Source organism: Pseudomonas sp. FSL L8-0168 (assembly GCF_037976155.1).
GTDB lineage: Bacteria > Pseudomonadota > Gammaproteobacteria > Pseudomonadales > Pseudomonadaceae > Aquipseudomonas > Aquipseudomonas paracarnis.
In genome coordinates this window covers 2,995,087-3,008,959 of record NZ_CP150262.1, presented here as the reverse complement: position 1 = coordinate 3,008,959, position 13,873 = coordinate 2,995,087, and the positions used below count along the sequence as shown (strand labels likewise).

The 13,873-nt window shown below is 62.4% G+C and carries 13 protein-coding genes; 3 read left to right on the top strand and 10 right to left on the bottom strand.

The genetic code is table 11. The annotated features are described in order from the left end of the window. Positions 1–178 precede the first annotated feature (178 nt). From lpdA to MHH62_RS13355, 4 genes are read right to left on the bottom strand one after another with little or no spacing between them, the layout of a single operon-like run. Positions 179–1,558 carry a dihydrolipoyl dehydrogenase gene (lpdA, locus tag MHH62_RS13370; RefSeq protein ID WP_038450611.1) on the bottom strand — a complete coding sequence of 460 codons (1,380 nt, stop codon included), beginning with the start codon at positions 1,556–1,558 and terminating at the stop codon, positions 179–181. Positions 1,559–1,562: 4 nt separating this feature from the next. Next, positions 1,563–2,828, bottom strand: coding sequence for a dihydrolipoamide acetyltransferase family protein (locus tag MHH62_RS13365; RefSeq protein ID WP_014719016.1), 1,266 nt, complete (start codon positions 2,826–2,828; stop codon positions 1,563–1,565). Continuing rightward, positions 2,829–3,887 carry an alpha-ketoacid dehydrogenase subunit beta gene (locus MHH62_RS13360; protein WP_005789444.1) on the bottom strand — a complete coding sequence of 353 codons (1,059 nt, stop codon included), beginning with the start codon at positions 3,885–3,887 and terminating at the stop codon, positions 2,829–2,831. Position 3,888: 1 nt separating this feature from the next. Next, positions 3,889–5,124 carry a 3-methyl-2-oxobutanoate dehydrogenase (2-methylpropanoyl-transferring) subunit alpha gene (locus MHH62_RS13355; RefSeq protein WP_014719015.1) on the bottom strand — a complete coding sequence of 412 codons (1,236 nt, stop codon included), beginning with the start codon at positions 5,122–5,124 and terminating at the stop codon, positions 3,889–3,891. A gap of 195 nt (positions 5,125–5,319) precedes the next feature. On the opposite strand from MHH62_RS13355, the gene bkdR reads away from it, so the two are divergent. Beyond that, on the top strand, positions 5,320–5,808 hold the full coding sequence (gene bkdR / locus MHH62_RS13350; RefSeq protein ID WP_003174877.1) for a Bkd operon transcriptional regulator BkdR: 489 nt from the start codon (positions 5,320–5,322) through the stop codon (positions 5,806–5,808). A gap of 623 nt (positions 5,809–6,431) precedes the next feature. Here bkdR and MHH62_RS13345 read toward each other — a convergent pair. Both MHH62_RS13345 and MHH62_RS13340 read right to left on the bottom strand, forming a co-directional pair. After that, the gene (locus MHH62_RS13345) at positions 6,432–9,173 is read right to left on the bottom strand and encodes a PAS domain-containing sensor histidine kinase (RefSeq protein ID WP_198833904.1); all 2,742 of its coding nucleotides are present in this window, start codon (positions 9,171–9,173) and stop codon (positions 6,432–6,434) included. Further along, the gene (locus MHH62_RS13340; RefSeq protein ID WP_003188217.1) at positions 9,170–9,607 is read right to left on the bottom strand and encodes a TadE family protein; all 438 of its coding nucleotides are present in this window, start codon (positions 9,605–9,607) and stop codon (positions 9,170–9,172) included. Before MHH62_RS13340 ends, MHH62_RS13345 begins: the two co-directional genes overlap by 4 nt. Before the next feature lie 71 nt (positions 9,608–9,678). Here MHH62_RS13340 and MHH62_RS13335 point away from each other — a divergent pair, with 71 nt between their 5' ends. Beyond that, entirely contained in the window at positions 9,679–10,182 is a 504-nt protein-coding gene (locus MHH62_RS13335) for a prepilin peptidase (RefSeq protein WP_014716746.1), read from the top strand. A 71-nt stretch (positions 10,183–10,253) separates the two neighbouring features. Further along, positions 10,254–11,039: a response regulator transcription factor gene (locus tag MHH62_RS13330; RefSeq protein ID WP_072434928.1), complete on the top strand. Its 786-nt coding sequence runs from the start codon at positions 10,254–10,256 to the stop codon at positions 11,037–11,039. A 47-nt stretch (positions 11,040–11,086) separates the two neighbouring features. Here MHH62_RS13330 and MHH62_RS13325 read toward each other — a convergent pair whose 3' ends face one another. Genes MHH62_RS13325 through MHH62_RS13310 form a run of 4 tightly spaced genes read right to left on the bottom strand, consistent with a single transcriptional unit; the run spans position 11,087 to position 13,873 of the window. Then, positions 11,087–11,356 carry a DUF3613 domain-containing protein gene (locus MHH62_RS13325; RefSeq protein ID WP_003188221.1) on the bottom strand — a complete coding sequence of 90 codons (270 nt, stop codon included), beginning with the start codon at positions 11,354–11,356 and terminating at the stop codon, positions 11,087–11,089. Positions 11,357–11,366: 10 nt separating this feature from the next. Next, positions 11,367–12,092 (bottom strand): tetratricopeptide repeat protein, encoded by a 726-nt coding sequence (locus MHH62_RS13320; protein ID WP_019818344.1) that lies wholly within the window; start codon positions 12,090–12,092, stop codon positions 11,367–11,369. 10 nt (positions 12,093–12,102) lie between these two features. After that, a complete protein-coding gene (locus MHH62_RS13315) occupies positions 12,103–12,990 on the bottom strand; it encodes a type II secretion system F family protein (protein WP_019818343.1) in 888 nt (295 codons plus the stop codon). A gap of 1 nt (position 12,991) precedes the next feature. Next, the gene (locus tag MHH62_RS13310) at positions 12,992–13,873 is read right to left on the bottom strand and encodes a type II secretion system F family protein (RefSeq protein ID WP_014716750.1); all 882 of its coding nucleotides are present in this window, start codon (positions 13,871–13,873) and stop codon (positions 12,992–12,994) included.

Sequence of the window (13,873 nt, the reverse complement as noted above, 5' to 3'; positions counted from 1 at the left end):
ATTTTTTTTCTGGATGGGCGCAACAATACTGCATTCTTGGCCGGTGTGGGAGGAGGGCGGCGGACCATTCAACCTCTGCATTGGCTAATGCACCGCTATCGCGGGCAAGCCCGGCTCCCACATTGGAATGCATTCCAAGTGTGGGAGCTGGCTTGCCTGCGATAGCCACGCCACGGTTTTACAGGTGCAACGCGTGGCCCAACGCCCGCAGCGCGGCTTCCTGCACCGCTTCACCCAGGGTCGGGTGGGCATGGATGGTGCCGGCCACATCCTCCAGGCGCGCACCCATTTCCAGGCTCAGGCCGAACGCGGTCGACAGCTCGGACACTCCGGCCCCCACGGCTTGCCAGCCAACAATCAAGTGATTGTCACGTCGCGCCACCACCCGCACGAAGCCGGCTTTGGACTCCAGCGTCATGGCCCGGCCATTGGCGGCGAAGGGGAAGCTCGACACAATGCAATCCAGGCCGGCAGCCTTGGCCTCGTCCGGGGTCTTGCCGACCACCACCAGTTCCGGGTCGGTAAAGCACACCGCCGGAATTGCCGCCGGGTTGAATTCGCGGGCCTTGCCGCTGATCAGTTCGGCAACCATTTCTCCCTGGGCCATGGCCCGGTGCGCCAGCATCGGCTCGCCGCTGAGGTCGCCGATGGCGTACACGTTGCGCATGCTGGTCTGGCAGCGGCTGTCGATCTTGATCGCCGCGCCGTTCATGTCCAGGTTCAGCGCTTCGAGGTTCCAACCCTGGGTGTTGGGTTTGCGCCCCACGGCGACCAGCACCTGGTCGGTGTCCAGCGCCAAGATGTCGCCGTTGGGGGCGCGCACCTGCAGTTTGCCGTCGGCAAAGCCGGTGACGCTGTGTTCCAGGTACAGCTTCACGCCAAGTTTCTTCAAGGATTCAGCCACCGGCAGGGTCAGCTCGGCGTCGTAGGCCGGCAGGATGTGCGCCTGGGCCTCGACCACACTGACGTCGGCACCCAGCTTGCGGTAGGCAATCCCCAGTTCCAGGCCGATATAACCACCGCCCACCACGATCAGGCGCCGGGGCACATGGGTCGGTGCCAGGGCTTCGGTGGAGGAGATAATCGGCCCGCCAATCGGCAGCATCGGCAGGTTGACGCTTGTCGAGCCGGTGGCCAGCAGCAGGTGTTCGCACTGGATGCGCTGCTCGCCCACCTCGACAGTCTTGCCGTCGATGACCTTGGCCCAGCCATGGATCACCTGCACCTTGTGCTTCTTCAACAGCGCGGCCACGCCGGTGGTCAGACGGTCGACGATGCCGTCTTTCCATTCCACGCTCTTGCGGATGTCCAGGGTCGGTACATCCACTTCAATGCCCAGTTGCGAGCCCTGGCTATGGTGCACGGTTTGCTGGAACTGCTCGGCCACATGGATCAGCGCCTTGGAGGGAATGCAGCCAATGTTCAGGCAGGTGCCGCCCAGTGCCTGGCCTTCCACCAGGATGGTGGGAATGCCCAGTTGGCCTGCGCGAATCGCCGCCACATAACCGCCGGGGCCGCCGCCGATAATCAGCAGCGTGGTGTGCAATGTCTGAGTCATGCCCTTACTCCAGGAACAGGCTGGCGGGTTGTTCGAGCAGGCCGCGAATGGCCTGGATGAATTGCGCCGCGTCCATGCCATCGACCACGCGGTGATCGAAGGAGCTGGAGAGGTTCATCATCTTGCGCACCACAATCTGGCCCTTGATCACCATCGGCCGCTCAACGATACGGTTGACGCCGACGATGGCCACTTCCGGCAGGTTCAGCACCGGCGTGCTGACAATGCCGCCCAAGGCGCCAAGGCTGGTCAGGGTGATGGTGGAACCGGACAGCTCATCGCGGCTGGCCTTGCCTGTGCGTGCGGCATTGGCCAAACGCGCGATTTCTTCGGCAGTGCCCCACAGGCTGCGGGCTTCGGCGTGACGTACCACCGGCACCATCAGGCCCACGTCGCTCTGGGTGGCGACGCCCACGTGCACGGCACCGAGGCGAGTGATGACCTGGGCTTCGTCGTCGTAACGCGCATTGATCTGCGGGAAGTCGCGCAAGGCTACCACCATGGCCCGCACGATAAACGGCAGCAGGGTCAGCTTGCCGCGTGTCGCACCGTGCTTCTCGTTGAGATGCACGCGCAACTCGTCGAGGGCGGTGACGTCGATTTCTTCCACGTAGCTGAAATGCGCGGCGCGCCGGGTGGCGTCCTGCATGCGCTGGGCGATCTTGCGGCGCATGCCGATCACCGGGATTTGGTGTTCGTCGTTGCGCTCGGCGTAAGGGTTGGCGGCACTGGCGCCCGTTGCCGTGCCCTGGCGCAAGTAAGCCTCCAGGTCTTCATGCAGAATTCGGCCGGCAGGCCCTGTGCCCTGGACCAGGCGCAGTTGAATCCCGGCATCCAGCGCGTGTTTGCGCACGGCAGGCGAGGCCAATGGGCGTTCGCTGGCTTCACGGGCCACGGGCGCTTGCGGCGCTTTCACTGCTGCAGCGGGCTTGCTTTCTACCGGCGCCTGTACCGGTTTGGCTTCGGCCACAGGCGGCGCGGCCTTCGCCGGCTCGGCAACCACCGGGACATCCTTGGTATTGCCTGCGCCTTCTACTTCAATGCTGATCAAAATACTGCCCACTGCCATGACCTCACCCGGCTCGCCGCCGAGGGAAATCACCTTGCCGTGGACCGGCGAGGGAATATCCACCATCGCCTTGTCGGTCATCACATCCGCCAGCACCTGGTCTTCAACCACCAGGTCGCCGACCTTTACATGCCATACCGACAATTCAACTTCCGCGATGCCTTCGCCAATGTCCGGCATCTTGATAACGTGCGTGCCCATTCAGACCTCCATGACCCGTTTCAACGCCGCGCCCACTCGGGACGGCCCTGGGAAATACGCCCATTCCTGCGCGTGCGGGTAGGGGGTGTCCCAACCGGTGACGCGTTCGATCGGCGCTTCCAGGTGGTGGAAGCAATGCTCTTGCACCAGCGAAACCAACTCGGCACCAAAGCCGCAGGTGCGCGTGGCCTCATGCACCACCACGCAACGGCCGGTCTTTTTCACCGACTTGACGATGGTCTCCAGGTCCAGCGGCCACAGGCTGCGCAGGTCGATGACCTCGGCGTCGATGCCGGTTTCTTCAGCGGCGACTTGCGACACATACACGGTGGTGCCGTAGGTCAGCACGGTCACGGCCGAACCCGGACGCACGATGGCGGCCACATCCAGCGGCACGGTGTAGTAACCGTCCGGCACCTGGGCTTGGGGGTGTTTCGACCACGGCGTTACCGGGCGGTCGTGGTGGCCATCGAAAGGGCCGTTATACAGGCGCTTGGGTTCGAGGAAGATCACCGGGTCATCGTTTTCGATGGAGGCGATCAGCAGGCCCTTGGCGTCATAGGGGTTGGACGGCATCACCGTGCGCAGGCCGCAGACCTGGGTGAACACCGCTTCGATACTCTGGCTGTGGGTCTGGCCGCCATAGATGCCGCCACCGCAGGGCATGCGCATGGTCAAGGGCGCAGTGAACTGGCCGGCCGAGCGATAACGCAGGCGCGCCGCCTCGGAGATGATCTGGTCGGTGGCGGGGTAGACGTAGTCGGCGAACTGGATTTCGGCCACCGGGCGCAAACCATAGGCGCCCATGCCCACGGCCACGCCGACGATGCCGCTTTCCGAAATGGGGGCGTCAAACACCCGCGAGCTGCCATACTTGGTCTGCAAGCCTTCGGTGCAACGGAACACGCCGCCGAAGTACCCGACGTCCTGGCCGAACACCACCACGTTGTCGTCACGCTCAAGCATCACATCCATGGCCGAGCGCAGGGCCTGGATCATGGTCATGGTGGTGGTGGTCATGGCGGTTTCCAGTTCGATGCTGTTGTTGTGGTCGTTCATGTCACACCCCCAACTCTTGACGCTGGCGCTTCAGGTGCTCCGGCATCTCTTTATAGACGTCCTCGAACATGGTCGCGGCGCTTGGAATCTGGCCACCGGCGAGGGTGCCGTACTGTTCGGCTTCCTTCTGCGCCTTGACCACTTCGGCTTCAAGTTCGGCACTGACCGCCGCGTGTTCCTCTTCGGACCACTGGCCAATCTTGATCAGGTGCTGCTTGAGGCGGGCAATCGGATCGCCCAGCGGGAAGTGGCTCCAGTCGTCGGCGGGACGGTACTTGGATGGGTCATCGGAGGTGGAGTGTGGGCCGGCGCGGTAGGTGACCCACTCGATCAGGGTGGGCCCCAGGTTGCGGCGCGCACGCTCGGCCGCCCAGGCCGAGGCGGCGTACACGGCGATAAAGTCGTTGCCGTCCACGCGCAGGGAAGCGATGCCGCAACCGACGCCGCGTCCGGCGAAGGTGGTGGCTTCACCGCCGGCGATGGCCTGGAAGGTGGAAATCGCCCACTGGTTGTTGACCACGTTGAGAATCACTGGCGCGCGGTACACGTGGGCGAAGGTGAGGGCGGTGTGGAAGTCCGATTCAGCAGTGGCGCCGTCGCCGATCCAGGCCGAGGCGATCTTGGTATCGCCCTTGATCGCCGAGGCCATGCCCCAACCCACGCCCTGCACGAATTGGGTGGCGAGGTTGCCGGAAATAGTGAAGAAGCCCGCCTCCTTGACCGAATACATGATCGGCAACTGGCGGCCCTTGAGCGGGTCGCGCTCGTTGGACAGCAGTTGGCAGATCAGGTCCACCAGCGGCACCTCGCGGGCCATCAGGATGCTTTGCTGGCGATAGGTGGGGAAGCACATGTCGTCGATATTCAAGGCCAGGGCCTGGGCGCTGCCGATGGCTTCTTCGCCAAGGCTTTGCATGTAGAACGACATTTTTTTCTGACGCTGGGCGACCACCATGCGGTTGTCGAAAATGCGCGTCTTGAGCATGGCGCGCATGCCGCGGCGCATGATCTCGGTGGAGACACCCTCGGCCCACGGGCCAAGGGCCTGGCCCTGATCGTCGAGCACGCGGATCAGGCCCTTGGCCAGGTCGGCGGTGTCGGCCGGTTCTACGTCGATGGCGGGTTTGCGTACCAGGCCGGCGTCGGTCAAACGCAGGTAGGTGAAGTCGGTCTTGCAGCCTGGGCGGCCCGAGGGTTCGGGAACGTGCAGGCGCAGCGGTGCATACGGCTGGGTCATGGCTTTCTACGCTCTATCTTGTGAATTTCTTGTAGTGGGCGCGCTAGCTGACAGTCAGTCTTCGGGTAGAAGAAATCTTGTCCTACAACAATCATAGGCGTGGCGTAGAAGAATATTTATCTGTGTTTCATTGCGCTCACGGTCATTTGCGGATAAAAAAACTGCATAAACATAATAAACAGGTGATTTTGTCTCATGCGCAAACTGGACCGTACCGATATCGGCATTCTCAACGCCCTGCAGGAGAATGCCCGGATCACCAATGCCGACCTGGCCCGCTCGGTCAACCTGTCGCCCACGCCGTGTTTCAACCGGGTCAAGGCGATGGAAGAACTGGGGCTGATTCGTGAGCAGGTCACGCTGCTGGATGCTGATTTGCTGGGGCTGCACGTCAATGTGTTCATCCATGTGAGCCTGGAAAAACAGAACGAGCTGGCGCTGCAGCAATTCGAAGGGGCGATCTCGGATCGGCCTGAGGTGATGGAGTGCTACCTGATGGCCGGCGACCCGGACTATTTGATCCGGGTGTTGGTGCCCACGATTCAGTCGCTGGAGCGTTTCATGATGGACTTTTTGACCAAGGTGCCGGGGGTGGCGAACATTCGCTCCAGCTTTGCCTTGAAGCAAGTGCGCTACAAAACCGCATTGCCATTGCCGGCCAATGGCATCAGCCTCGGTTCCTGATTCAACACGGGACAAAATGTAGGGCTTGTCTGGGATGACGGCCTGCCAGCCGACGCCAATCTACCTGACACCCAACGATCCAACTGTGGGAGCTGGCTTGCCTGTGATGGCGGCCTGACAGCCGACGCCAATCTACCTGACACCCCCGCAGTCCAAATGTGGGAGCTGGCTTGCCTGCGATGACGGCCTCCCAGGCGACACATATCTACCTGACACCCCCGCAATCCAACTGTGGGAGCGGGCTTGCTCGCGAAGGCGGCCTGGCAGGCGACACAGTTGGATTGTGTACATATCCATTCCTGCGGTAACGGCCACCTAGGGTTCCGCTTTTACAGCGGGTCACTTTTGGAAAAGAGCCCCAAAAGTAACCAAAAGGGCTCTTGCCCCACCACTCGGCACCTCGCCCAGGCTCGGTGTGCCCGTAATCCGCCAGTGATTTGGGGGGCCGCCGCCACGCGCCATCCATGGCGCGGGGCGGCTAAACCGGCATCCCTGCCGGTTTGCCCCCCAAATCCCTGGCGAATTCCGGCCAGCGTGGTTTGACGGGGCGCTTAAGATCAAGATCAAAAGCAGATCAAGAGCAGATCAAGAGCAGCTCGCTTCGCATCGTGGTTAGCGTTGAATTAGTTCTGCGCGATGGGGAGTTCGATGCAGAATTTCGCGCCGGCCTCGCTGTTGGTAACGCTCAGGCGTCCGCCCATATTTTCCACAATCCCATAGCTCACCGAGAGCCCCAGCCCGGTACCGACGCCGATTGGCTTGGTGGTAAAGAAGGGCTCGAAAATCCGCTCCAGCAAGCGCGGGTCTATCCCGCCGGCGTTGTCTTCAACCCAGATACGCACATGGCGGCTGTCGTGCTCGCTGTGCAGGGCAATCCAGGGGCGCAGGGCAGGGTCTTTTTCTCGTTGGCTGAGCAATGCGTCACGGGCGTTGACCATCAGGTTGATCAGCACCTGCTCCAGCTGGTCGACATAGCCTTTGACCTGCACCGAGAAGTCCGCAGGGCTGATGCGCACGTCCACACCTTTGCCGCGCAGGCCTTCGCTGAGCAGGGACAGGGTGCCCTCCAGCGCCTGCGCCGGGTCGAACGGTTGCTGCTCGATTTCCGAGCGGCGGCCGAACACGCGCATATGGTCGACCACCCGTGCTGCACGTTGCACCTGGGCGTCGATGCGCTGGAGTTTTTCCGTGAGGTAGTCGATTTGCACATCGCCATTGCCCAGGCGCTTGAGCACGTTGACGACGGCCATGTGCATCACGTTCAGCGGTTGGTTGATCTCATGGGCCAGGCCGGTGGCCATTTCGCCGAGGGTGGCCATTTTCGCGCTTTGGGTCAGTTGCTGCTGGGAGCGGCGTACTTCGGTGTTGTCGCGCCCCACGGCCTGCACCTCGATCAGGGCGCCTTGTTCATCGAAGACGCCACGGTCCGACCACACCCACCAGGCATGTTCGCGCCCCGGCAGTTGCAGGCTGATTTCCGCCGTGCTCACCGGGAATTCCGGGGTCAGTTGCTGGATGCGCTGTACAAAGGCGGCGCGTTGTTCATCCGACAGCCACTGGCCCAGGTCGATGCCTGGCAATTGCTCGGGCCGACATTCCAGGTAATTGGCCAGCGGCGTGTTGCCGAAGGTGAGGATCAGGTCGGGGCGGTAGCGACAGATCATCGCTGGCGAGTCTTCTACCAGGATGCGGTAGCGTTCTTCACTTTGGCGCACCTGCTCGGCGGCCAGGGTCGCTTCGGTGACGTCCAGCCACAGGCCTACGGCTTCCACCGGCAGGCCGAGGTCGTCGCGCAAAAGCTTGGCTTCGTCGAGCAGCCAGTGGTAGTTGCCTTGTTTGTCGCGCAGGCGGTAGCGGCTGCGCACGTTGCCTTCGCGCAGCAGTTGGCGGGTGCGTTCGAAGTAGCGTTCTCGGTCGTCGGGGTGGATCAGCGCCGCCAGGGTGTCGTGGTTGCAATCGGCCAAGGTCCAGCCCAGCAGCGGCAACAGGCTGGCGCTGAAAAACGCCGGGTGCAGCGCGCCGTTGACGTAGCGCTGCACATAGATGACGGCCGGTGAGCTGGCGATCAGGTTGTCCAGGCGCGCATGGGCGGCGGCGGCTTGCAGTTGCTGGTTCTGGATGTCGCTGATGTCGAGCATGAAGCCGATCCAGCGCCGTTCATTGCCGGCGCCCAGCACTTGGCCTTGTATGCGGTACCACAGGGGCGACTGCTCAGGCTCGGTGCGTTGCAGGCGCACGCTGGTCAGCAGTGGCTTGCCCAGGGCTTGCAGGTCTTGCAGGCGGCTGTCGAGGGCCTGGCGGTCGGCGGGGTGGATAAGTTCGAGCCAAGTGCCGAGAGGTTGGCGGGTGGGGCCTTCGTCCAGGCTCAGGTTGCGCAGCAATTGTGGCGCCAGCTGGATCTCCTGGGTGGCGGGCAACAGTTCCCACCAGCCAGTGCCGAGCAGGCCTTGCAGGGCTTCAACCCGTTCCAGTTGCTGGTGGTGACGCTGTTCGCGCAGGCGGCCCAGCAGCGGCGCGGCGAGTGCTGCGCACAGGTTCAGCCAGTCACGCTCGCCGGTGTGGTGTGCCTGGCCGTTATAAAAACCACACAGCAGCCACGCGGCGGCGCCATGGCTGTCGCGGTACGGCACCAGGAAGCCGTCGGCATTGCCAAATACACCGTGCAGGCGCGGGTTGTCGCTGCGCCCCTGGACAATGTCCAGGCTCAGTGGCGTGTTGCCGTTGATGCTGTCCAGGCTGGTGCCCAGGTGTTGCCCGGTTTGCCATAAGGCCGGGGCGTCGTGGGCGGCGTAGTGGCTGTAGATGCGCCAGCCCTGGTCATCTTCGTCGAGCAGTGCCATGGCGACGCAGGGGATGCGCCAGCGCTGGGCCACGCTGCGCAGGTGTTCGCTGAACACCTGGGGCAAGCGGTTGAGGCTGCACACGCGCAGCTGTTCGCTCATCAGGGCGGCGAGTTGGTGGTTCTGTTCGCGTTGCTGCACCCGTACTCGGTCGGCCAGCAGGTCAGTGATGTCCAGCAGGTGCAGGGCCCAGCCGTCACCCTCCGGCTCGATCCAGCCGCGGGTATGCAGGACCTGGCCGGCAGCGCCCTGAAAGTCGAGGTCCAGGCCGTGTCGTTGCCACTCCTGCGGCGTGCCCTCGACACTCAGTGCGCTATCGGCACACAGCAAGGTCTGCAAGGGCGGGTTGGGCGCGTTAGCAAGATGCTGGGCAAGCAAAGGCCTCAAGGTGCCTGAGATGCTCAGCACCCGACCCAGGTTGTCCAATTGCACTTGCAGGCCCGGCGCGGGTGCTGCTGGCGCGTCCAAGGCCAGGTCGCTGCTGCGTCCGCGCAGGCGTGCGAACAATTTATCCCCCGTCGTCAAAACTGAAGGCTCGAGGTAGCAGTGAGGTTGGTGGGCAGGTTGGGTACGGTGCCCACCCCGGGCAATACCAGGGCCGGCAGGACCGCTTTGATATTGGCCGAGGGGTAGGTGATCTTCACCGTCAGCAAATTATTGGTGTAGGTGGCGGTGATATAGCCGGGCAAGAATTTCAGTGAGCCGGGGATCCAGTTCAATTGGGCCTGGGCGGCATCCTTGGCGCGTTGCACCACCAGGGCCGAATAGCCTGCGGTGCTGGGGTCCAGGGACACACTGCGGCGTACCCCTTCAGCCGCCGCCTGGTGAAATGACTGCATCAACAGCAATGGCAAGCTGTAGCTGAGCATGCCGTAGAACACCGCAAAGAAAATCACGAAGACCAAGGCAAACTCGATCGCCGCAGCACCTTTTTGCTTTCTCGGGAGGCTCGATTTCATGACTGCGTCTACCCTGAGGCGAGTACTTGATATCAGCATAGAATCATTCAGCCAAAAGGGATGTTTTTTACGTGATCCAGACGCTAGTGATTGTGCTGTGGTTGGGCGTATGTGCCGTGCAGGATATTCGCCAGCGCCAGATTGCCAATACGCTGACCCTGGGCGTTGGGCTGCTGGCGTTGATCTACCTGCTGTGGGCGGGGTCGACGTGGCTGGGCGCGCCTCGCAGCGAGGGGGGGCTGGCCTTGGCCTTGGCGTTGGTGCTGACTTTGCCGGGTTATGCGTTGGGCCGCTTTGGCGCGGGAGATGTGAAGTTGCTCGCCGCCCTGGGGCTGGCCTCCAATATCGAGTACCTGCTGGGGGCGTTGATCGGTGCGGGCATCGCCATGGTGGCCTGGACACTTATGCATCAAGGGCTTAGCTCAAACCGCGTTGAACGGGGAGGGCAAGCGTCAACAAAACAGCCTTTTGCGCCCTTCGTTTTGACAGGTTTTGCCGGCAGCTGGTTTTGGATCCATCAGTCGCGCGAGTTGATTAATGCTATGTACATAGTCGGAAAGTACGTCTACGTTTAATCAGGAGTTGTGTAGGAATTTTCGTCAGAAAGGATAGGTCATCATTTGGCTTGCCAGGCATGGAGTAGCGCGTGAACAAGCTTACGTCCGCAGTAAAAGTGCTCGTAGTCGACGATCAACCCTTAATCGTAGAGGAGCTCTGTGAATTTCTTGAAAGCAGCGGGTACCGTTGTGTCCCGTGCGAGTCCAGTGAGCAAGCTGTCCAGCGTTTCAAGGAAGACCTTCAGATCGGTTTAGTGCTGTGTGACCTGCATATGCCGGACATGGACGGCATCGAGCTGGTCCAGGCGCTGCAACGCATCGCCGGCAAACATCGCGCGTTCGAAGCGATCATGCTTACCGGGCGCGCCGACAAGCAGGATGTGATCAAGGCCCTGCGTGCGGGCATCGCTGATTACTACCAGAAGCCGATCAACCTCGATGAATTGCTCGAGGGCCTCAAGCGCCAGGAAGCGGCATTGGAGGAGCGGCAGAAAGACCTGCAGCTGGGCACGCTCAACCAGAAGTTGCAGTACCTGTCCGAATCCATCAACGACTTGTATATGGACTTGGACAAGGTACGCCGAAACCCGACGCCTCAGGACCATGACGGGGACCCTTCGGCCGATGAAGCCGGGCCGTTGGAGATCCCGGCGATCTTCAATCAACTGTCACCGCGCCAGTTGGACGTGGCCCGCCTGGTGGGCAAGGGCCAGACCAACTACCAGATTGCCTGTGAGCTGGGGATTACCGAGAACACGGTCAAGCTGTATGTGTCCCAGGTATTACGCCTGACCCATATGCACAACCGCACGCAGTTGGCGCTGGCGTTGTCACCGAACAACTCGGCGATGCGCCAGCGAGTAACGGCGCACTAGCACCGCCCCCTGTAGGAGCGAGCTTGCTCGCTCCTACAGGGGGGATTTTATTTGCTGCCCTGCGCAGTCCCGCCTACTTTCTGATCAAAAAACTCCGGGATTGGATGCTTGTTGCTGTCCAGCCAGCGCTTGAGCGCCTGTTCGCGTTCTGCCGGCGTGGTTTTTTGCGGGTTGGCCGAGGCTGCACGCCCGCTCAGTTGCAGCGCCATCCAGTTTTCCGTTTCTGCCTGCCGGGGTGAAGATGGCCCCGCTTCGATGGCCGAAGCAAGGAGGGGCAGCGCCAGGCAGGCAAGGCCGGCAAGGTGGTGGAATTTCATCATCGACTCCCTATTTCACAGAGGCCGGCAGCGTGTCGCTGACCGCCGCTACCTGATCTTTGACTGGACGCTGCGGTGCCGTGCCAGCCTCCTTGAGGTGTTGCGCCCGTGCCTGGGCCCGGGTCACCTGATCAGGGCTCAACCCGAGTTGGCCGACCACTTTCGCGGCCTGCTCCCAATTGTCCTGATAGATCAGCAAGGTCACCAGGTTCACTGCCGCCAGTTGATCGCTTTGCTTGAGCTCGATGGCGGTCATGAATTCAAAGCGTGCGTCGTCCAGGCGCCGTTGATCGAGGTACACCACGCCCAGGTCATTGCGGATTTTTTCGTCGGTGGGCGCCAGCCGTGCCGCACGTTGCAGGTGAGCCATGGCCTGGCCGTTGTCGCCCTTGGCCGATGCCAGTTGCCCCAGGCCGTGCTCACCGTCGGCGGCCAGGCAGGTGCCCAGCAGGCTGCGGTACAACGGCTCGGCGTCAGCACGGCCCAGCAAGCGATAGGCACGGGCCTGGCGTTGACGAACCTGGGGCAGGGTGCTGGGCAGGTTCTGCAGGTTGGCGAGGCTGGCGTGCAGCTTGCCTTCGTTGGCCATGTCATCGGCCAGGTTCAGCGACAGCTCCTGGTCGGCGCTGGGCTTGGGGCAACTGCCCGGCGCCAGCAACCCGGCCCACGGAACCTGGCCATTGCTGGCACAACCGCCCAGCATCAGCAGGCTCAAGGCGACGATCAGTGGTTTCATGGCAGGCTCCTCAAAAATTATTCAAGGCTCGGGAGATGGCGATCATGGCCGGCCCCCCCAGCACGATCAGCAAGGCGGGAAACAGGAACACCATCATCACCACGGACATCTTCGCGGACATCTTCGAAATGTATTCCTGCAGGCGGGTCAGGCGGCGGTCGTCGAGCAACTGCTTGAGGGCCAGCAGGGATTTCATCGCACCGCCGCCTTGGTGGATCAACTGCTGAAGGATGATGCAGGTGTCGGTGAACTCATCCACGGCCAGCAGGCGTGCGGTCTTGCCCAACTCTTCGGACAGCTCCAGACCCGAGTCGACCCTTGCCAGGACCAGCCGCAGTTCATGGGTCAGGTCTGGCAGCAAGCGCTGGGCTTCGGTGCTCAACACCCGCAGCGATTGCTCAACTGCCATGCCGGATTCGAACAGGATGCGCAGCAACGGAATGAAGGTGGAAATTTCCCGAGCGATGCGCTCCTGGCGGTATTTCGCGCTGAGGGCCAGGATGCGTTTGGGCAGCAGGTAACCGATGCCCAGGGCAATTGCCGGGGCAATCCAGGGCGAGCCAGCATGGGGGAACAGCAGTTGCTGGCCGAGCAGGGTCAAGCCCAGTAGCACGATGGGCACGCCGATCTGGAAAGCCGCAAACATGGACCGCTGGTTGGCTTTGCGCCAGCCGACGCGGTTGAGCAGGGTCTGGGTTTCGTTGTCCAGGCTGACCGAGCGCTGGGCCACGGCGCTGGCGCCCAACTGGCGCATCAGGCTGCCGAGTTTGTCCTCGCGGGTCAGTTGGCCTTGCAGGCGTTGGCTGACCAGGCGTTGACGGCGCTTCTGCTCCAGCAGGTTGCCGACGATCAAGGCGACGGCGGCGAGCGACAGCAGGATGCAGATCAGGATGGCCATCTCAAATACTCCGCAACATGCGCCACATGACGAAGGTGCCCGTGATGTCGAGCGCCACCGCGGCCAGCAGCAGGTAGCGCCCTGTACCGTCGTTCCACATGCTCATCAGGTAGCCTGGGTTGACCATCAAAAAGTAGCCGACCATGGCGATGGGCAAGCCCGCCAGCACATAGGCGGTCATGCGCGTTTCGCCGGTCATGGCCTTGAGTTGGCGCGCACCCTGTTCGCGCTCGCGGATCATCTTGATCAGGTTTTCCAGCAGCTCGCTGGCGTTGCCGCCGTAGCGGTGGTTGACCTTCAGGCCCAGGGCAAACAGGCGGAACTCATCGCGTTCGTAAAACTCGGCAAAGTCGCTGACCGACTCCGGCAGGCTCACGCCCATTTGCACGTTACGCTGGATGCGGCTCATCGCCTGTTTGAGCGGCGCTTCGGTGCTGTCGATTGCGCCCAGAACGGCGTCTGCCAGGGTGCGCCCAGACTTGAGGCTGCGCACGCTGTGGTCCAGCAGCTGCGGTAATTGTTCGACCATGCGCTGCACTCGCCGTTGGTAGCGCCAGGCGATATACACCCGCAACAGCAGCGGCGGCAGGATCAGCATGGCCAACAGGCCTAGCCCGCCGGCCAGCAGATAGCCCAGCAACATGCCCGCGGTCCAGCCACTCAGCCACAACCCCAGGCGGTCGGTGGGCTTGCCCAGGCCGGCGCGCTGGAACATGCGCTCCAGCGCAACCCAGCTGCCGTTCGGCTCCTGGGCTACCGGCTGGCCATCGGAGAGCCGCTCCAGCACCCGATCGGTACCGGCCTGGCGCAGCCCTCGCTGGAACAGCCAGACGGACAGGCTGATCAGCAGGATGCAAATGAGCAGCAAGACAAGTCCGGTCAT